This is a genomic window from Bacillus sp. ISL-34 (genome assembly GCF_018613325.1).
Lineage (GTDB): Bacteria > Bacillota > Bacilli > Bacillales > DSM-1321 > Peribacillus.
Genome location: NZ_JAGGQJ010000010.1, coordinates 25,846 through 45,133, shown reverse-complemented (window position 1 = coordinate 45,133; position 19,288 = coordinate 25,846). Strand labels below are relative to the sequence as shown.

The 19,288-nt window shown below is 35.2% G+C and carries 17 protein-coding genes and 1 pseudogene; 5 read left to right on the top strand and 13 right to left on the bottom strand.

The features are described from left to right. Nucleotides 1-46: 46 nt before the first annotated feature. Both xylB and xylA read right to left on the bottom strand, forming a co-directional pair. Nucleotides 47-1,549: a xylulokinase gene (xylB, locus tag J7E52_RS09620; protein ID WP_214745324.1), complete on the bottom strand. Its 1,503-nt coding sequence runs from the start codon at nucleotides 1,547-1,549 to the stop codon at nucleotides 47-49. Between the two features lie 58 nt (nucleotides 1,550-1,607). Further along, nucleotides 1,608-2,945 carry a xylose isomerase gene (gene xylA, locus J7E52_RS09615; RefSeq protein WP_214745322.1) on the bottom strand — a complete coding sequence of 446 codons (1,338 nt, stop codon included), beginning with the start codon at nucleotides 2,943-2,945 and terminating at the stop codon, nucleotides 1,608-1,610. Nucleotides 2,946-3,176: 231 nt separating this feature from the next. Between xylA and xylR the strand changes: the two genes are divergently transcribed. After that, on the top strand, nucleotides 3,177-4,331 hold the full coding sequence (gene xylR / locus J7E52_RS09610; RefSeq protein WP_309476874.1) for a transcriptional repressor XylR: 1,155 nt from the start codon (nucleotides 3,177-3,179) through the stop codon (nucleotides 4,329-4,331). Between the two features lie 546 nt (nucleotides 4,332-4,877). Next, complete coding sequence (locus J7E52_RS09605) at nucleotides 4,878-5,285, top strand: DoxX family protein (protein WP_214745318.1); 408 nt, start codon at nucleotides 4,878-4,880, stop codon at nucleotides 5,283-5,285. Nucleotides 5,286-5,443: 158 nt separating this feature from the next. On the opposite strand, the gene J7E52_RS09600 is transcribed toward J7E52_RS09605, so the two are convergent. The 3 genes from J7E52_RS09600 to J7E52_RS09590 form a co-directional block, all read right to left on the bottom strand. Further along, nucleotides 5,444-6,079, bottom strand: a complete 636-nt coding sequence (locus J7E52_RS09600) for a class D sortase (RefSeq protein WP_286197620.1) — start codon at nucleotides 6,077-6,079, stop codon at nucleotides 5,444-5,446. 1 nt (nucleotide 6,080) lies between these two features. Continuing rightward, complete coding sequence (locus tag J7E52_RS09595) at nucleotides 6,081-7,490, bottom strand: processed acidic surface protein (protein ID WP_214745316.1); 1,410 nt, start codon at nucleotides 7,488-7,490, stop codon at nucleotides 6,081-6,083. A gap of 1,114 nt (nucleotides 7,491-8,604) precedes the next feature. Continuing rightward, nucleotides 8,605-9,669, bottom strand: a complete 1,065-nt coding sequence (locus J7E52_RS09590) for a sulfite oxidase (RefSeq protein ID WP_214745314.1) — start codon at nucleotides 9,667-9,669, stop codon at nucleotides 8,605-8,607. 273 nt (nucleotides 9,670-9,942) lie between these two features. Between J7E52_RS09590 and J7E52_RS09585 the strand changes: the two genes are divergently transcribed. Beyond that, complete coding sequence (locus J7E52_RS09585; protein ID WP_214745312.1) at nucleotides 9,943-10,494, top strand: hypothetical protein; 552 nt, start codon at nucleotides 9,943-9,945, stop codon at nucleotides 10,492-10,494. 145 nt (nucleotides 10,495-10,639) lie between these two features. Here J7E52_RS09585 and J7E52_RS09580 read toward each other — a convergent pair whose 3' ends face one another. Together J7E52_RS09580 and J7E52_RS09575 are read right to left on the bottom strand one after the other, a co-directional pair. Continuing rightward, nucleotides 10,640-10,915 carry a hypothetical protein gene (locus J7E52_RS09580; protein WP_396020265.1) on the bottom strand — a complete coding sequence of 92 codons (276 nt, stop codon included), beginning with the start codon at nucleotides 10,913-10,915 and terminating at the stop codon, nucleotides 10,640-10,642. A 300-nt stretch (nucleotides 10,916-11,215) separates the two neighbouring features. Next, nucleotides 11,216-11,443, bottom strand: a complete 228-nt coding sequence (locus J7E52_RS09575; protein ID WP_214745310.1) for a hypothetical protein — start codon at nucleotides 11,441-11,443, stop codon at nucleotides 11,216-11,218. Nucleotides 11,444-11,913: 470 nt separating this feature from the next. On the opposite strand from J7E52_RS09575, the gene J7E52_RS09570 reads away from it, so the two are divergent. After that, complete coding sequence (locus tag J7E52_RS09570; RefSeq protein ID WP_214745308.1) at nucleotides 11,914-12,366, top strand: hypothetical protein; 453 nt, start codon at nucleotides 11,914-11,916, stop codon at nucleotides 12,364-12,366. A gap of 735 nt (nucleotides 12,367-13,101) precedes the next feature. Here J7E52_RS09570 and J7E52_RS09565 read toward each other — a convergent pair. The 3 genes and pseudogenes from J7E52_RS09565 to J7E52_RS09560 form a co-directional block, all read right to left on the bottom strand. Then, nucleotides 13,102-13,416, bottom strand: coding sequence for an MTH1187 family thiamine-binding protein (locus J7E52_RS09565; protein ID WP_214745306.1), 315 nt, complete (start codon nucleotides 13,414-13,416; stop codon nucleotides 13,102-13,104). A 324-nt stretch (nucleotides 13,417-13,740) separates the two neighbouring features. Continuing rightward, a pseudogene (locus tag J7E52_RS26880) lies at nucleotides 13,741-13,959 on the bottom strand (LysE family translocator); the annotation flags it as partial. A gap of 253 nt (nucleotides 13,960-14,212) precedes the next feature. After that, a complete protein-coding gene (locus tag J7E52_RS09560; RefSeq protein WP_214745304.1) occupies nucleotides 14,213-15,589 on the bottom strand; it encodes an aminotransferase-like domain-containing protein in 1,377 nt (458 codons plus the stop codon). Nucleotides 15,590-15,749: 160 nt separating this feature from the next. On the opposite strand from J7E52_RS09560, the gene J7E52_RS09555 reads away from it, so the two are divergent. Further along, a complete protein-coding gene (locus J7E52_RS09555; protein ID WP_214745302.1) occupies nucleotides 15,750-16,652 on the top strand; it encodes a DMT family transporter in 903 nt (300 codons plus the stop codon). A 327-nt stretch (nucleotides 16,653-16,979) separates the two neighbouring features. On the opposite strand, the gene J7E52_RS09550 is transcribed toward J7E52_RS09555, so the two are convergent. The 3 genes from J7E52_RS09550 to J7E52_RS09540 form a co-directional block, all read right to left on the bottom strand. Then, complete coding sequence (locus J7E52_RS09550) at nucleotides 16,980-17,663, bottom strand: LbetaH domain-containing protein (RefSeq protein ID WP_214745300.1); 684 nt, start codon at nucleotides 17,661-17,663, stop codon at nucleotides 16,980-16,982. Between the two features lie 748 nt (nucleotides 17,664-18,411). After that, nucleotides 18,412-18,795, bottom strand: coding sequence for a VOC family protein (locus J7E52_RS09545; RefSeq protein WP_214745298.1), 384 nt, complete (start codon nucleotides 18,793-18,795; stop codon nucleotides 18,412-18,414). Between the two features lie 105 nt (nucleotides 18,796-18,900). Next, on the bottom strand, nucleotides 18,901-19,179 hold the full coding sequence (locus tag J7E52_RS09540; protein ID WP_214745296.1) for an ArsR/SmtB family transcription factor: 279 nt from the start codon (nucleotides 19,177-19,179) through the stop codon (nucleotides 18,901-18,903). Nucleotides 19,180-19,288: the final 109 nt, after the last annotated feature.

The following is a 19,288-nucleotide window of genomic DNA, read 5'->3' as shown; positions in this document are numbered from 1 at the left end:
TAATCTCCTGTTCGAAGAAAGGGATGCATGATTCAAATGCAACCAGTTACTTTCTGCTAAATTGATTCAGCTTTTTGCTTAAGTCTTTTGTTTGGTAATATACCTCTTTATATAAAGCATAAAGTTGTTTATACACTGGAACATTTTCTAATTTAGGTTGATATGTTTTTGAAGAAGATATGAATAAATCTGCGCATTCTTCTAACGAGTTGTACCACCCACAACCATAAGCGGCTAACATGGCTGCCCCTAGCGCCGGTCCTTGCTCAGTAGATAGTTTTATAATTTTTGTGTTAAAAACGTCTGCTTGAATCTGAAGCCAACTATCGTTTTTTGCTCCCCCGCCAATTGATACAATAGACGTAATTTCTTTTCCATTTTCTCGAATAATTTCTATTGATTCATTTAATGAGAAGGTAATTCCTTCAATGACTGCCCTTGTAAAATCCCTCTTTTTATGAGAAGCATCCATTCCTATAAAGCTTCCACGTATAGCAGCATCTGCATGTGGTGTTCGTTCCCCAACTAAGTATGGAGTAAATAGAAGCCCATTTGAACCAATTGGAACATTGTTTATATCAGCCAGTAGTTCTTCAAATGACTCATTTTCAGCAAAATTATCTCTAAACCAACTTAAACTGTGGCCAGCAGATAATGTAACTCCCATCGTATAAAAAGCATTTTCTTTTCCATGATTGAAATAATGCACTTTCCCAGCAAAGTCCCTATCATTTCGCTCCTCATAAGAAAGTACGACACCAGATGTCCCGATGCTGCATAACGTTTCTCCTGATGATAGAATACCAGCTCCAATTGCTCCACAAGCATTATCAGCTCCACCCGCAAATACCTTAGTCGATAATGTTAGCCCTGTTTTTTGAGAGAATTCTTCATTAATTGTTCCGACACATTCACTGGATTCCACTAGCGATGGGCAAATGCTGATATCAATGCCCACTAATTGACAAAGCTCTTCGCTCCATTTTTTCTCACTCACGTTCAACAATAATGTACCGGCAGCATCTGAATATTCACTATGAATTAAGCCAGTCATTTTGAAGCGTAAATAGTCTTTAGGCAGCATAAATACAGCTGCTTGATCATATATCTCCGGTTCATACTCTTTAACCCATAGCAGCTTAGGTAGTGTAAACCCTTCCAAAGCTTGATTTTTTGTTATTTCTAAAAGACGTTTCTCTCCAATCATTTCATATAGCTGATGACACTGTGCTGTCGTCCTTGTATCGTTCCATAAAATAGCATAACGTAAGAGATTATGATTCTTATCCAACAGTACTAGACCGTGCATTTGTCCAGAATAACTTATTCCTTCTATATCTTCTGGTCTTACATCGGATTTGGAGATTAGCTCATTTAAAGCACTAGCAGTCTGCTGAATCCACTCCTCTGGATTTTGTTCACTATATCCTGTTTTTTCATGCAGAAGAGGGTAATTTTTAGAAGCTTCTGCACAGATCTCACCTTTTGTATTAACTAAAACAGTTTTGACAGCGCTCGTTCCTAGATCAATTCCTATAATATATTTCATCTTGATTCCTCCACTTTTATAAAAGAGAGCAGAATTTGTTTCTACTCTCTTTTATCCGTTAAACTTCTAAAATATATTGATTTAAGGTGGCTTTTAATCGTTCCTGTCTTCCTGAATTATTCGTAATGTTTGGATTTTGTAATGCATACTGCTCTAGTGTTTGGAAGTTGGCTCTTCCTTCAACAATCTCAAGACCAATTCCTTTTTTGAAACTGCTGTAGCGTTCATCAATGATGTTTTCAAAAACACGATCTTCCAATAATTTATGAGCCACTTTTAAACCTCTAGCGAACGCATCCATCCCAGCCACATGGGCATATACTAAATCTTCTTGTTCAAAGGAACCTCTGCGCACTTTAGCATCAAAATTTAACCCTCCACTACCTAATCCTCCATTTTGTAGGATCTCATACATTGCTAAAGTTGTAGAATATAGATCTGTTGGGAACTCATCGGTATCCCATCCTAAAAGAGGATCACCTTGGTTTGCATCCACTGATCCCAAGAAGCCTTGAACTCTGGCTACGCGTAATTCATGTTCAAACGTATGCCCAGCTAAAGTAGCATGGTTAGCTTCAAGATTTAATTTAAAATGGTTATCTAATCCGTATTGTCTTAGGAACGAAATGGTCGTAGCTGCATCGGTGTCATACTGATGCGTTGTTGGTTCCTTTGGTTTTGGCTCAATTAAGAATTGACCTTTAAATCCAATCTCCTTAGCATAATCTACAGCCATATGCATAAATCTAGCCAAGTTATCTAACTCTAACTTTAAATTTGTATTGAGCAGTGTTTCATAGCCTTCACGGCCGCCCCAGAACACATAGTTTTCTGCTCCTAACTCTTTTGCCGTTTCGAGTCCTTTCTTTACTTGGGCTGCTGCATAAGCAAATACATCTGCATTACAAGAAGTTGCTGCACCGTGAACGAAGCGAGGATTTGTAAACATATTAGCTGTGTTCCACAATAACTTTACGTTACTTGTTTTCATATATTCTTTAATCATGCTAACGATTACATCAAGATTTTCATTTGTTTCTTTCAATGTGTTTCCTTCAGGTGCGATGTCTCGGTCATGAAACGCAAAGAAAGGAACCCCTAATTTTTCGAAAAGTTGAAAAGCTGCCTCTACTCTAGCTTTTGCTAAGTCCATTCCATCATATTTGTTCCATGATCTTTGCATCGTAGCTGCACCAAAAGGATCTGTCCCATCTGCTGTAAATGTATGCCAGTAAGCAACTGAGAAACGTAGTTGTTCCTTCATTGTTTTACCGCCTACTACTTCTTCTGGGTTATAGTATTTAAAAGCTAAAGGATTTTTAGAATCTTTTCCCTCATATAAGACTTTGTTTACGCTTTCAAAATAATTAATTTTATTAGTTTCAGTTTGAATCATGTGTTACTTCCCCCTTTAATTAAAGTGAAAAACTACCTTCAGAAATATCAATCGAGAAAGTTTGTTGCCTCAATAAACTAACTTTATTTCATGATATACAAAATAATTAGTTATTTCAATGTTTTTTTAAGAAAATTAACGTTATAATATGAAATATACTATGTCCATACTAAATTTTAATTAAAAAATAAAAAACACTTAGTTCAATGGTAAAACAAAGGAGCGATTATCATTCCGATAGCAGATCAAGCTTTAGTAAAGAAAATGAATCAAAAGTTGATATTAAATGAAATTTTAAAAAACTCTCCAATCTCAAGGGCTACCCTTTCTGAGATTACAGGCTTAAATAAATCCACTGTTTCTTCCCAAGTAAATGAATTAATTGAAAAAGATGTTATTTTTGAAATTGGAGCAGGACAATCTAGAGGTGGCAGAAGACCTGTGATGCTTGTTTTTAATAAAAATGCAGGCTATTCAATAGGTATCGATATAGGTGTTGATTACCTTAATGGAATTCTAACTGATTTAGAAGGCAACATTATCCTTGAGAAGGCTTCTGACTTGTCTAGCCCTTCAGCTGATGAAGTGAAAGAAATTCTGTTTGCGCTTATACATGATTTTATCATTCATATGCCCGACTCTCCTTACGGTTTGGTGGGAATAGGTATTTGTGTACCAGGTCTTGTGGATAGCAATCAAAAAGTTATTTTTATGCCCAACTTGGAATGGTATATTGAAGATTTGCAATTCTTAATTGAAAGCGAGTTTAATGTACCTGTTTTTGTTGAAAATGAGGCTAATGCAGGCGCATGCGGTGAAAAAGTGTTTGGGGTTACTAAAAACTATGAAAACATTATTTACATCAGTATTAACGTTGGAATTGGAGTCGGGATTATAATTAATAATGAATTATATAAAGGAGTAAATGGATTTTCTGGAGAAATGGGTCATATGACGATAGATTTTAACGGTCCCAAATGCAGCTGCGGGAACCGAGGATGCTGGGAATTATATGCATCAGAAAAAGCATTACTGGATTCTTTTTCCATTGTCGAAAAGAATATGTTACGAAAAGAAATTGTTGAACGTGCAAATAAAAATGATGTAGCCGTCTTAAATGCACTCCAGAACTTTGGCTTTTACGTCAGTATTGGCTTAACAAATATTCTCAATACATTTGACGCACAGGCTATTATTTTGAGAAATAACATTATCGAATCTCACCCGATTGTGTTAAATACCATTAAGAATGAGGTTTCTTCTAGGGTATATTCTCATTTGGAAAGTATGTGTGAACTATTGCCCTCATCATTAGGAAGAAATGCACCTGCATTAGGGGCTGTTTCAATTGTGATTGAACATTTTTTAAATGTTACTACAAGCTAATCTATTTCAGAGTATAGATGATAGATGTCTGAATATCTTTCCTAAATTAACAAGAGAGGTCTTTCTCTACCTAGAGTAAGACCTCTCTTGTTTGTTTTCGTCCCCACATCTATGCAAGGATAATTGTGTTAAAAATGAGTTAGGTTCTAGATAAAACAATTTTTTGTAGTCCATCATTTGGAAATAACTTTCTTTCATCATAATGAGAGATTTTTCTTTTGGTTTGGCTCCATACACAGTTCCTCCGTTCTCTATATCCGTCTTAAAACCTAAGGAGGAATATAATTTCTTTCATTCTTCAACGGAGAATAAGAAGTACCACCACTGTTATTGGCATTGGAAAGGGAGCGGATTTCTGAAATCAAATGAATATTTTTCAAGAAATAACTGCAGGCAAACTCGCTTTTCTTCAAGTTATCCTACAGTCAAGCGCGATTCCTAAAGGATTGCGCCACACCTGTTTAAGATTAAGATTTTTTTAGAGTGCATAAAAAAAGGAAAGTGGAATATGATTAAATGTCTATCTAAGGGAGGGAATGAGAATAAATGAAAAAAATAAAAATTATATATTGGATATTCACAGGGCTTTTGGTGGCATTAATGGTTTTGGGTTCTATTCCGGATATAATGTCTGTTCCCGATGCAGTCGCTTTATTTAATCATTTAGGTTATCCTACCTACCTCCTACCCTTTATTGGAGTTGCCAAATTATTAGGTGTCGTGGCAATACTTATTCCAGGCTTTCCGAGAATCAAGGAATGGGCTTATGCCGGTTTTGTATTTGATTTGACGGGGGCTATGTATTCAAGCATTTCAGTGGGCGACCCTGCCAGTGGATGGCTGATTTTCATTATCGGGTATATATTGATAGCCGGCTCTTATATTTACCATCATAAAATATTAAAATCCGCTTCATATGGCACTTCGAGCAATAAGAATAGTTTAACATTATAAATAGATTGGCAATGAAAAAACACCGTGATCGGTGTTTTTTCTAATTGTTTAAAAGTGGAGGGAGTTATACCACCTTCGCTTTCCTTTCTAAATAGAAATAAAATTAAAAGAGTCCCAATAGGGTTTCCTTATTGGGACTCTTGTTTTAGAACATTAAATTAACTTACTGTTTTTGAAGACAAATAAGCGACAAGTATATAGCGTTCAGGTGCTGACCCGATATAATCAAAGGGGTAACAGGTACTGACGGTTAGCGTTGCCCGTGGCTTCGGTACGATTACGGTTCGATCATCCTCATCAACAATTCGAACTTTGTTGACTTTGTATGTGAACTCTCCTGCCGATGTTCTTACTATCAACAAATCTCCTTCGCCAACTTGCCCGAGTTTACGGAATACCGTATCTCTATGACCGGAAAGAACGGAATTGTCATTTTCACCAGGCAGCACGCTTCCTGCAAAGTGACCAACGCCTTTTTCCAATTCATCCTCGTCTGTGCCATGGAAAATAGGGAGTTTTGTTTTTAGTTTGGGTATATACAGTTCCCCGATTTCTTCACCCGTTTTAGGGTGGACAGGATATAGCTCTTTCTTTGTTGTTTTATTACTTAGTGGTTTATCACTTGGTGGTTTCTGTTCAGTTTCATTTACTTGACTACTTGGAGCATGAGTCTTGTAAAGAAAGTAGCCTTTTGCAAACTTATACATATTGGATGTGGAAAACCAAACCCCAAACAAAATGATGGCAATTGTACAAGAAAGCAGTAGCAAACGCATTTTCTTTAATTGTTTCATATTAAGCTTTCCTAATTTTTCGATACATCAAGCTTCCGAATAAGACAATGAATAGTCCTAAAAGGGCACTAGGCAAATAATCGGAAGCCGTATTTGGCAGTTTCGCCCCTTTTACGGTTTGATGTTCTGAATTAGTATGAGTGATGATCTTTTGTTTTACTGGTTTAGCAACTGGTGCCTTTTCAATGGTCTTTTGCACTTCTTTTGCAGATTCCTTTATTTGCCCGCCTGCATTAGTAAGAGTATCCGAATCAACCATTTCACCCGTTATTAAAAGATCTGCCAAGAACTTCCCATCAGTAGTGTATATCAATATTTTCAGGTTAGCACCCTTCAGTTCTTCCAATTTCATTAGATCCAAAAGTGATACAGGTGATTCCGAGCCACTTTTTACAAGGGAATAGGATACATTAAGCTTAAAGATGGAAAGTAATTCTTCATAGATTGATGCCATTTCAGCTAACTGTTCAGCTGTAAGCTCTGTTGCTACATCAAATTCCTCGAAAGCCATCATGCGGTTGCCCAATTCTTCAAGTCGCTTGACTGTTTCCGGATTTGAAAGATGCTCTTCCAAAGACATTAAATGGTCTTCAAGCCGCTGTAGTTCCTCTTCCGTTAAACCGAGTTCTTCCTCGAAAATGGGAAGAAGATCATCGGCAACTTCACCATCCATCCCCCCACCAGTAAGGTTCCAAACAGTTTCTTCAAGATTATCTATGTATATATAATCGTTAATATCTTCACCATTTTCTTCCAACATTTGAAGCAAGGCTTGTTTATCCAATCCATAATTCTCATTAAAATAATCTAAGTTGCTTAGATCTGCCTTTATGACGTCACCTAAGAATTCGCTAAGCTCTTTTACAGATTCAAATTCTTCCGTGTTAAAATCATAGAGCTTCAATGACGCTTCGATATCTTCTTTTGTAACTTCGAAGCCTCTTTCCTTGCTAACCTTGGCTAAATAATTGACTAATTCTTTATCAAAGTTTGGGTCACGTTCAAAATCGCCCTCTTCTGCATAGAAATAAACAGCTTCATCCAGGTCCCAGATAAAGATATAATCGTCTAGTTCTTCGCCATTTTCGTGCAATAGTTGAATTAGGCTCTCATTAGTTAGATTATAATCTTCATAAATGGTATCTAAATTACTTGAATCTGCCTTAATAACTTCACCCAAGGCTTCTTTAAGATCATCAATAGATTCAAAGTTTTTAATACTTTCATCGTAAAAAGAAAGAGATGTTTCAATATCATCCTTCGTCACTTCAAAACCCCTGACAAGGCTTACCTCTTTTAAATACTTTGTAAGTTCCTGCTCAAAATTCTTACTTGGTGCTGCCGATGCTAATTGCGGGAATAAGCTAATTAACAAGGTAAATGAAACTAAAATAATCCACAGTTTTTTCATACTTTTCTCCTATTCATAACATTTCATATGTTTCTAGAAAATTATAAGGTAATAACAATAATTTAACAATGAAGTTATTTTTTCCAATTAAGGAAAATTGCTATTTCACTTACTTTGCTAACAAACTTTTTAACAGCATATACCACTGTTTGCTTGTAAACAAGACGTATTTCTTCCTATTAATATACCGATTACAAAAAGAGGGGATTAAAACAATCCCGCTTCTATACCTCCAGATAAAAAAATTATTAATTTCGTATGCCGACTATACTTAACTAAAGCAGATAATCCTAAAATTTTTTTCTTGAAAATTAAATTACATACTTCATAAGATTGATCTCAAGTGTATAGTCCCTTCACCCTAATGGTTACATTAATTCCAGATAAAAAAACGCAAATCCTTACGCTTCAAGGGTTTGCGTTTTGATTAATTTCATTCAATCCAGATAGCGTTCATCTATTAACTGCTTCCTTCACTAATCATAACTTCAACATCTATCTCCATCAGCATTTCCGACATCGCAAAACCACTTACGATCAAGCCGGTACTGCAAGGATAAACATCTTTAAAATGTTCTGCTATTAGGATTCTTTAACAAACCATTAGAAATCCCTGAAAGTTACTAAAAAAACTACAGTAATAACTGTAATATAAGACTTTAAAAACAAAGAATTAATCTTCGTTATGCTTTTTTAACCTTCTTGACTAAAGAAAAAAACACCAAATGGCAACCATCAATCTCAACTAACCATCTAAATAGGCTGTCAATTCCCTTACTCAGTACTTAAATGGCCATGCCAAATAACCCTCCCAAAACTCTCTTTTGGAAGGGTTTTTCTCTGTATCTCAAAACCGTTATTTAGGAAATTCAGGATCGACTTTATATTTTTACAAACGCGTAGGAGTTAACAGAGGCAACGAGCAACTCTTTTTCCGCTGTTCCTGGAAATTTTCATAGATTAACTAAATCGATTTAACCAATTTAAAAGATAATCACGGCTGATTTTTTCTCCTGTCCCGGGAATAGATTGGATCACTTATATTCTTCTTCAATACCAAAGTAACTTAAAGTTTATCCACCCGTTTTCTTTCCCTTAAAAAATATATTGATAGTTATTCAACCTTAACTTTAATTTTATCAATGGCATTATACCCATAACCTTTTTTATTCCAAAAAGGAAAATTCGGTTGTATTTGACCAAATGAATCTGTTGCCCTCGATTTAATCGTATACTCACCTTTTTCTAGTATAGTCCATTCGAATGACCAGCTAACCCATCCATAACCAATGTTCTGACGAGGTAATATATCAGCATTTCTCCATGTATAGCCACCATCAAGACTAATTTCCATCTTTGTAATTACTCCTTTTCCTGTCCATGCAATCCCTTTTATCAAATGCTTACCTGTATTTATAATTTCCATATCCAGCGGTTTTTGGATAGTTGAATTGATATTTATTGTAGTGACTGGAAATGCACCTTGATCATTGTCTTTATTTGGATAATACATGTAATCAATTGTTTGAAAAGGCCCATTGAACTTAGAATTAATAACACTTATCCGCTTTATCCACTTAACGGATGCCATTGCATACCACTGCGGAACTATTAACCTCAGTGGATAACCATGTTTAAAAGGAATTGGCTGGTTATTATATTCATATGCAATGATGGTATCCGGATGCAGTGCTTTCTCGATAGGCAAACTCCTGGTATAAGTGTAAACCTCATCTAGATCGTTCCTATTTCCATAATCATAACCCTCCACGACAACTTCTTTTGCCCCTTCCCCTATTCCAGATAGTTCAAGTAAGGTCCGTAATGGTACACCTTTCCACCTGCCTTGGCTAATAGCTCCCTTTCCCCATTGTTCTCCAAATATTTTAGGTTCGAAGAAATTCCGCTTGTCACCCGAGCATTCAAGGACAACTTCCACCGTTTTTGATGGGTATTGAAGAATGTCTTGCATGGACAGTAGTAAAGGAGCGGATACTAACCCATTTATAGGGAGCCAATAATTTGAATAAGAAAGAGTCGGATAAGAAAAGTGGTTCCTTCTATAAAATAATTGGTTTTCCATGCTATCATTATTGATGAAATGAATCGGTGTCTCCTGATTTTCCGGCTGCAAACTACGTGTCAATAAATAGGGTTTCACTTTATGTGGATTTGTCATAATTTCCTCCTAATTAAAATGAATCATTATAGATGTATACGTTCGTTACAGCCTAATTAGGTTATTGAATTAATATCCCTTAAAAGATTATTTTCAGCTTCAAATATTTCACCAGGCAAGCTTTATGCAGCTATTTAACAAATGGCCCGCTTCTCGAGAAAGTCATTGTAAGTATATTTTGTATTTGAAAAAATTATAAATGGACTAACTGGCTATTCGGGACAAACGACAGCAATGAGAGGCTGCCTATCATATTTAAGAAGGAGTGTTCAAATGGATAGTGCCATACAATCGTCTTTTGAAAATTTACTTTCTCTAGATAAGGACTTACAATACGAAGCCTACAATCATATCCTTGCTTCTACCAAAGAAGAGGTGGACTGGGCTTATGATGTATGGGAACAATTGAAGGAGGATTTAACTCATTCTGATAACCACCGAAGATCAAGAGCGGCACAATTTCTTTGCAGTTTGGCGAAAAGTGATCCTGAAAAAAGAATGCTAAAGGATTTCCCACTGGTTTGGGAAGTGACAAAAGATAAAAAATTCGTCACCACAAGACATAGCCTACAATCTATATGGAAAATAGGTCTAGCTGGCACTGAGCAAAAAGAAATGGTAATAAGAAGTCTTGTTGATCGGTATTTAAATTGCGTTCATGAAAAAAACTACACTTTAATTCGTTTTGATATTATTCAAGGACTTAGGAATTTGTTTAATGAAATAAAAGATGAGGAAATAAAGCAAATCGCACTGGATTTAGTTGAAAAAGAAGAGGATGTAAAATATCAAAAGAAGTATGCAACTGTATGGAAAAATACGTAGAGAACGCCAACGTTGTATCATTTTTTCTTTGCTGAACAACCGGGTGCTTTTATTGAATAAAAAGGAGAATACATATCATTAGACGTTTATAATATGTATTCTCTTCTTGTTAAACAACGCTCCATTTTGTGGAACGCATTAGCCTTTAGGATATTAATCCAATTGCATTTTTTAAAACTTTCGGAGCCTTTTTAATTCCTTCTGTTCCAACAAAACTGCTCGCACTCGCTATTAATACGCTTGAAGAAATAAATTTGACTACATAAAAAATTCCTGATCCAATAATTAGATCTAGGATTAAAAACCTTTTAATTGTTGAGCCTTTTATTATATAAAAGACGATTTGGTTGTTTTTCTTCCTACTCAGCATTGTCACACCCTTATCTTTTTTTAAAATGGTATGACAAGGATGGGTTGTCATATTCTTCGGTATCATGTTATGCCTATTTAATAAAACTGCTTTCTGTGAAATGGAACTGAATGAGTTTTCCAGATGTAACCCTCTTCTTCAACACCATATAAATTCACTTAAAATTGTTCGGAATTATGTGTTTAGCTGAATATCTATGAGAAACTCTTCTACAACCTTGGATGATACCTCAACTCCCCTTCAATCCTAAAAGAAAGAGCACCCAATGAATGGGTGCTCCGAAACTATTTAAAATAGGGTTTAACCCTTAATGGGGTTAACAGTTGTTTCTTGTTTTACTGAATCACAACATCATTTTTTATCCTCTTTTTTCTCGCTACAATTTTTATCTTCTTTTTTCTTGCTGCTATTTTTATCTTTACTTTTACAACACTTATTATCCTCTTTATTACTGGATTTCTCTAGCTTAAAACTATATTCCATTTTAAAACTGCATTTTTCTTCTTTAGACTTATTGTCTTTCTTACTATTATTTTTATCTTTCTTACTATTATTTTTATTCTCTTTTTCTTTTCCCATGTAATCACCTCCATATCATGCTTTGCTTTAGATTATGAAATTTACTAAATTACGCTTGTGCTTGTCCCCAAAACAAATAATTAAATTATCATGTGAAAAAGCACACAGACAATGACAATGAGTGCCTTTCGATGAGATGGTTTTTCTTTATGTATTTTCTTTAAAGATTATTTTAGGAATTTCGCTCCAATGAAGGAAAAAATGTTAGACAAAAGTGTTTAGGCAGCACACTTATTAGATGCCCATTTTACATGTAACATAAAAAACCCCCTCCCCAATCGATAGACGGTTTCGATATATTCAACGAATGATGGTTTAACAAAGAATCACTTTGTTTATGCCAACCGCCATCCATCTCCCCTTTCAGTTGGGGTCTCGCTCTTCAGGAATGAAAAAAATTTGCCCCTATCAGGTACTAATCTCTTTTTCTCCTAATAAACTTAATAAACAAACTATTTAGGAGGGATGCAATGTTTAATCAAAAACTGGATAGTAATAGTCCACTTATATGTAAAATTAATGACGTCACTTACCAAAAGTACAATCTATATAAGAAATCATATGAGCGGGAAGTATTCGTCATAAAAGATTACGGTGAAGACCGCGGTTTTACCAATAAAAGTATTGCGCTATTCGAAGCGGTTAAAGATCATTTTGACCGTTTTAAGATTGCAAAAATTGTTAAAGGAATTAGTAAAGACCATATTTTGCTTGATAGCGATCTCATCCTTATAGACAAAAAAGGAAATGAGCTACACCTATCTGGTTGTAGTTGCGGGTATGCTGGCACTGGTTCGCATGGAACAGTTGAAATTTTGAATAAGGCTGGATTCGATATAGATAGAAGGTTTGTGTTTTGTGCAAAAGGATTCACTCTTTTTCATCCAATTGAAGAAAAAGAACTTTATGGCGGACGTTTATAAATTATCTACAAAACTATGTAATTATCACTACCTATTCTCATACACATGCAGTTTTGCAGATAGACGCCGGTAAAGAATGAAATATATATAAGAGCGCTTGGGACACGGTAGTATGCCTATTACATCAGTTGTCTATTTTTCACGTGTTAATAGTTCACGAAGAAAAAAGTGAAATGGTTGATTATGCTAGATATAATATGAAAATTGATGAAATACGGTCAGCCAGTTGGCTCCCTTTCATTATTTAATAAATAAAGAAAGCCTTGGTAACTGAGAAATCAGTAATACCAAGGCTTTAAAGTGATTAATACATTGACATTAAATGAAAAACTTCCTTCTCTGAAAAGTTTATTTCCTGCAATTCAATATAATATTAAATTCGGATAAAAACCATAGAGGTTACCCTCATTAAATTTTAAAGCAAGATGGAGAACTTTATATCGACGAAAATCGGGATATAAAACATCTATTCGGATAAAAGGGAAATCAGACTTTTGCCATAAGAAAAGTCCATGCGACTAGGAATTGCAGCATGGACTGGTTTGTTTCTATAATTGCTCACTACACCGAGAAAGTTTCTGCATAAATCCGGAATAAAATTCCATAGAATCGCCCCACTTTCAAAACCAACAGAGCTTGAATTCCATGTCTCTTAAGGATTCACATGGTTCCCTAGCTAAAAAAACAGCTATCATGTATTACATTCACTGCGAGACCTATTATTTACAGAAGCTGTTACTCCTCAAGCATTCCCTGCACTCGCTTTACTTTGTCTTCCATCTTGCGTTCTTTATCACGGCGGTCATCGATTCGGATATTCGTGCAAACTCTAGCAAGACCTTTTTCAAAAGGTACTTCGTGCATCGCTTGGATCACTTCAAACAATTTAGGCAGGTCGCCTTCAATGATTGTATTCATGGGAGTCAGTTGAAAACGAATTTCTCCCTTTTCTTCATATTGCTTTAATACTCTTTGAATATCTGCCACATAACTGCTAACACTTGGAGTTTGTGTACCGACAGGAATAACCGTTACATCAACAATTGCCATTCTTATTCACCAATCCTTTTTATGTATTTCAAGAAGCTTACTGACATCTAACCTATATAGACGGATGTTTTTTACTATAATGATGAGTAAAGCTAAATACACTAATATGAGAATGTAATCATACATAAAAGCTTTGAAGCCAAGTAGTAAAGTAGCGTTCATTTTATGAACCTCCTTCATCAACCATTTCTAATACACTTAATTATACTTCTTTGTACTTTTAAATAAAAATCCCTTGTACTTTTCCGTCAATTTCACATTATTTTCTGTTTCAAACTGCTTTATCACTTTAGAGAAAATTTATTAGGCGAGTTTTCAATTCTACTGCATAACGATCAAAACTTTTGGAATTATCGTTACTAGCATAGTATTCAATATAGCAGAAATAACAAGTAATAAACCAAAAGCAATAGTTGCTCCATACGTATATTCCATTGCCTTCTTTGTCCCCATATTATGCACTGTGGATAATATCACGAGATTAGTAGGTCCTGGTGTAAAAGTTACAATAAAACAGTAAATTAAAAAAGATGTAATATTCATGAGGAAAACTCCTTTCAAGTACCTCGTATATTACATCTTAAAATCAATTGGTATATAGTATATTATTGCAGGATTATTAGGGTACCTCAAAGACTTCACACAAGTTTTAACCCTTTATCTTGCCTTTTGCGGTATGGGAGTACATAAAGGTTTTATTATTATTTTTGTAGTTTTTGGAAGTAAGTAAATAAATCTGTCTCAAATGAAATCCGTATAATCCTCTGATGCTGCCCTCTATATAAACTCACCTATACTAAATGAGTAAAAAATTATTTGGAGTAATGTGATTTTTTCTACTATCAATTAAAGCAATACAGTGAGCCAATCGCTCTACCCCTGGTTTAATTTGATTCTCGTTCACTTGAGAGATGCATAATCGAACGAGATTTTCCTTTTTATATTCTGCTAAAAACATTCTAGAGGCATCATCAACATATATGTGCTGCTCGTTTAGCATTTGAACCACCTGTTTTGCTTTCACATTCTCGGGCAAGCTGATGGAAAGATAGAATCCGGAATTCGGTTTAGAAAATGAAGTATTAGCAGGCAGTAATAATTCACATGCTTCTTGAAGGAGTTGCATTTTAGTACGGTATACCTCTTTTACTTTTTTGAGATGACTATTAAACATACCGCTTTTTAAATAGATTTCCAGCGCACCTTGGGAAAGTGCTGAACTATTAAAATCGGAACTAAATTTATATCGCAAGAAATTATTAATCATTAATGGAGGAAGAACGACAGTACCAATCCTTAACCCTGGGAGAAAAATTTTCGAAAGGCTTTTAATATAGATCACTCTGCCAGAAGGATCAAAAGAAAATAAAGGATCTGATTTTGAATTTGGATCAAGGTCGCCTAAAATATCATCCTCCACTATATATACATCGTATCTTTCAGCTAACTCAACGATTTTTTTCTTTTCGCTATTCGTGTAACTATGTCCAAGTGGATTGTGAAATCTCGGGATAATATAGAAAAATTTTATATCATTATTTCGAAAAATGTATTCCAGTCGATCAAGATCAATCCCTTCCATTGATAATTCAATTCCAAAAGTAGTAGCTTGATGCAGATTGATCGACTCAATGATTCCGAAATAAGTAGGCTGTTCAATTAGAATATTGTTTTTTCCATTTGGAAATGGCATAGAAACTAATAAATTAAGGGCTTGCTGCGAGCCAGATACAACGGCTAATCTTTCTGGTTGAGTGAAAACCTGTAAATTTTGCAAATATTTCACCAACTGTACTCGCAGTGAGTAAAGCCCTTGTTGATCAGAGTATGTAAAAAGCTCTTCTTTATAATGGTCAATTGCTTGATTCATACAATGTTGAAATTCCACATAGGGCATAACATTTTTATCAGGACCGGCAGATAAAAAATCAATCACCTCATTTTCTTCCATCGCTTTTTGATATTCATTCACAACATAGTAACCGCTTTTAGGAACAGAATAAATTAAATGCTCTTTTTCAAGTTCTACGTATGCTTTAATGACCGTATTTTTGCTACATGAAAAATACTCTGATAACTGACGAACGGAAGGAAGTTTACTGCCTGCAATTAGCGAACCATCTTCAAGTCGAAGCTTAATGTATTCCATTATCTTTATATATTTTGGATTCATATATTGATCCCCCTTCAACTGTACCAGGACAGATAGTTAAAAAAATGGTTTATTTTTATTAAATGTACTCATAGTATGTTAATTATATCAAAACTATTTTTAAGTTAAGCAAAAAATGGTACAGATGTGGTACAAAGTATAAAGATTGGGGTTGGAAAAGATGCGGGGAGAAACAAGAGAAAAATTCGGATTATTTTTGGGATTGGTGGGTGTCATTTGTTTTAGCTTAACGCTCCCTTCTACAAGTATTGCAGTAGAATACTTTGGGCCTACGATCGTTGGTTTAGGAAGAACAGTTGTAGCCGCAATTTTAGTAGCCGTGGTACTAATTGTTCGAAAAGAAAAGCTACCTTCTCTTCGCCAATTCAAACGTCTACTTATTGTTGCTTTTGGTGCAGTTTTAGGATTTCCTCTCCTCACTTCTTGGGCAATGGAATCCTTGCCTGTTTCTCATGGAGCTGTGGAATTAGCTCTGTTGCCGTTAGCAACAGCAGGATTTGCTATATTTAGGGCAGGTGAAATCCCATCTCTCAAATTCTGGATTTCAAGTATAATCAGCTCTTTAGCGGTAATTATGTATGCACTTCATCTTGGATTCGGCCAATTGCAATTTGCCGATTTAGCTTTACTGGCAGCAGTGATCATACTGGGACTTAGTTACGCAGAAGGGGGTGAGTTAGCGAAAGAATTAGGCAGCTGGCAAGTGATTGCTTGGGCAATTATGATTGGTGCTCCATTTTTCATTATTCCAGTTGGTCTAAATGTTACGACTGAAATGCTTCATGCCCCTTTACAAGCTTGGATTAGTTTTATTTATCTCGCAGTGGTTAGTCAATTTCTAGCATATGTTGCTTGGTATAGCGGAATGGCTATGGGCGGGATAGCAAGAGTTAGTCAGATTCAATACTTACAACCATTTTTGATGATACTATTTGCAACAGTATTTCTAGATGAATCCATCACATTTTTCACTATTGTAATAGCAGTGATTGTTGTCTTTTCGGTTATATTAGGCAAAAATGCTCCCGTATCAAAAAACGGAGCTGTATCAGAGAAAAACTAACTGCATGTTCAATTAAGATTTCAATTAAATAAGAAGATTGTCATGAATATAGACTTATTTTATAGAGAAATGATTAATTTAATGTTAAGAAAAGATTCTGAGAGGAGAAAAAATGTATATTCTGCAAAAAAGCTGCCCTTAAGGCAGCTTCGATCTTCAGCTATTCCCTTTTCCAATTAGGTCATCCCAAGGTCGTTAGCTACGGATTTGTTGTGGTGTCCATTAAAACAATTTTTACTGATTCTAATTATTTTACAACTTCTATAAATCTATAGACTTGATTTATTGGAAATAATTTCACTTTTATTATTATCTGGATTTCACATTTTAATGTTGGTCATAGGCAAATCCGCAGGAGCAACGATTTTTCCCGAATAACAAGTGATAAGATGCGGGGAATTCATGATTCACTCGTTGAACTTCATGTGCAAATTCCTTACTATCCTTTGGTACCGTGGAAAGTGCATCCGCTTTTTCTTGAGAATCAATATTAGCTCCAGGTGGTACAAACCTATCAGGTGGTATTCGAACGCCATTTGTTACTACTGCATTATAAGAAATAAAAGCGCCTCTTCCTACAATTGCGGTATAAACAATGGAATTAAAACCAACAAATACATTGTCCGCAATATAACAAGGACCATGGACAATGACTCCATGAGCAATGGTCACTTCATTTCCAATGAATATGGAATACATTTTTGTTCCAACTATAATCCTATTATTTAATAAACCATGTAAAATTACTCCGTCCTGTATATTAGAATTGGAACCTATATAAAAAGGAGTTCCTTCATCCGCACGTATGCTTACATTAGGAGCTATATAGACATTGTTACTAATGGTAACATCACCTATGACACTGGAAAACTGACTTACAAATGCTGTTTTATCAATTTTAGGAAAGATTTGAACAGGATTAAATGAAGTAATAGGGTTGGGACTTATGAATGGTTCAAAACAGTTAGAATGATTATTTGAAGAGGTGTTTGATCCTTGTTTTTCTCCCAAGTAATTACCTCCTTCTGATATTGCTTATAATTATTTTATGCAATAAGATTGGGTGAGGAATAGGCTATCATTCAAACAGTAATAATATCGGGTACCTATCCATTTCAACGCAGCAGACAGATTTAGAGTATTTAAGCAAAGATGAAGATTTTCAGATGCTGCGGCAGAAGTAAATTGGAACTATTTATTTAAAACACTAATCGATAATAGTTTAAGAAAAGGCAAAGCTTAAGCTCTCCAGGCTCTTTGACTTCGAAAATAAAATTAACGTATACAAAACTTTAAAATATGATGTATTGGATATTGAAATATGTTCGCACCACCTAAAACTGAAACTCGTATAGAAAAATATTAATCGACGCAAAGCCAAGCATCACTTTTAACCAAAGTATGGACGGATATTTAAAATACATGGATTATCCCAATTAAATAAGCAGTAAAAAAAGCCTTGGCAACTGAGAAACTCAGTAATACCAAGGCTTACATTGTAAATCTGTAACAATTATTTCACGATCAAGTATAGTTCCATCCGGAATATTGAACTGGAGCAATTCAGGAAATTTTATTGTGACCCATTTTTATCAATACCTAAATTGTAAAAAGTCATAAAAAATAAAGAGTGGTACATATTTGTATGTATAATATGTACCACTCTTTTACTTCTTGTTCCACAATCGCGCCTTTTTAATTTATTTGAACAAGAAAAGCTTTACTCTCATATTCCGATTACTTCTATTTCGTCAAAAAGTTACTGCTGCATGATCTGAATTAGGTTGCCGCATGTATCGTTTAAGACAGCTATTGTGACTTCTCCCATTTTTGTCGGCTCCATTGTAAACTTCACGCCGTTTTCCAATAATCGTTTGTACTCTTTATGAATATCTGCAACGCCAAACATTGTTGCTGGGATGCCCTCGGCAAATATCTTCTTTTGATACTCCTTTGCGGCAGGATGCTCATTCGGTTCGAGTAAAAGCTCGGTACCGTCATGAGCTTCGGGAGAAACAAGCGTAATCCACCTGAATTTCCCCATGGGAACGTCATGCTTTTTTATAAATCCCAGCTTTTCTGAATAAAATTCCAGTGCCTTGTCTTGGTCTTGTACGAATATACTGGTAACAATGATTTTCATAATGTTTTGCCTCCTTTGACATTTGTGACGTATGGTGGATCTGTTTAACGATTTGGCTGCAAGCAAAACAACCCACACATTCGTCAGAAGTACTGTCCGAAAAGATTACTCTATCCATCCTTTCAGCAGGTTTTTAAGTGGTTCGTTGTTGAACATAAGTACTCGATATTTTCCCCTTCGTTTTGATTTTACGAGCCCTGCATCTTCCAATGCAGAAAGATGTTTAGCTATCGCCTGACGCGTAATCGAAAGGTCGTGCTTCATAATGAGGCGTACCGTAAGTTCATACAACGTCTGTTCGTTGCGTTCGGAAAGTTCGTCTAATATAAGGCGTCGAGTCGAGTCGCCAAGTGCTTTGAATATAGCGTCTTTATCCCAATTCATATATCGAGTATAAGCAACTCTACGGTTGCTTGTCAAGCATAAGCAACTGTATGGTTGCGTGAGAATAGCTGGCGTTTTTTAAATGTAGTATAGTTTTTTTAAATAGAAA

Excerpts from the sequence above, each read along its gene's own strand:
- J7E52_RS09575 (WP_214745310.1), bottom strand. The coding sequence starts at position 11,443 with ATGGGAAAAGAAAAAGAGAATAAAAATAATAGTAAGAAAGATAAAAAT.
- J7E52_RS09545 (WP_214745298.1), bottom strand. The coding sequence starts at position 18,795 with ATGAAAATCATTGTTACCAGTATATTCGTACAAGACCAAGACAAGGCA.
- J7E52_RS09565 (WP_214745306.1), bottom strand. The coding sequence starts at position 13,416 with ATGGCAATTGTTGATGTAACGGTTATTCCTGTCGGTACACAAACTCCA.
- J7E52_RS09555 (WP_214745302.1), top strand. The coding sequence starts at position 15,750 with ATGCGGGGAGAAACAAGAGAAAAATTCGGATTATTTTTGGGATTGGTG.
- J7E52_RS09595 (WP_214745316.1), bottom strand. The coding sequence starts at position 7,490 with ATGAAAAAACTGTGGATTATTTTAGTTTCATTTACCTTGTTAATTAGC.
- xylA (WP_214745322.1), bottom strand. The coding sequence starts at position 2,945 with ATGATTCAAACTGAAACTAATAAAATTAATTATTTTGAAAGCGTAAAC.
- J7E52_RS09580 (WP_396020265.1), bottom strand. The coding sequence starts at position 10,915 with ATGACAACCCATCCTTGTCATACCATTTTAAAAAAAGATAAGGGTGTG.
- J7E52_RS09605 (WP_214745318.1), top strand. The coding sequence starts at position 4,878 with ATGAAAAAAATAAAAATTATATATTGGATATTCACAGGGCTTTTGGTG.
- xylB (WP_214745324.1), bottom strand. The coding sequence starts at position 1,549 with ATGAAATATATTATAGGAATTGATCTAGGAACGAGCGCTGTCAAAACT.
- J7E52_RS09590 (WP_214745314.1), bottom strand. The coding sequence starts at position 9,669 with ATGACAAATCCACATAAAGTGAAACCCTATTTATTGACACGTAGTTTG.
- J7E52_RS09560 (WP_214745304.1), bottom strand. The coding sequence starts at position 15,589 with ATGAATCCAAAATATATAAAGATAATGGAATACATTAAGCTTCGACTT.
- J7E52_RS09585 (WP_214745312.1), top strand. The coding sequence starts at position 9,943 with ATGGATAGTGCCATACAATCGTCTTTTGAAAATTTACTTTCTCTAGAT.
- J7E52_RS09540 (WP_214745296.1), bottom strand. The coding sequence starts at position 19,179 with ATGAATTGGGATAAAGACGCTATATTCAAAGCACTTGGCGACTCGACT.
- J7E52_RS09570 (WP_214745308.1), top strand. The coding sequence starts at position 11,914 with ATGTTTAATCAAAAACTGGATAGTAATAGTCCACTTATATGTAAAATT.
- J7E52_RS09600 (WP_286197620.1), bottom strand. The coding sequence starts at position 6,079 with ATGAAACAATTAAAGAAAATGCGTTTGCTACTGCTTTCTTGTACAATT.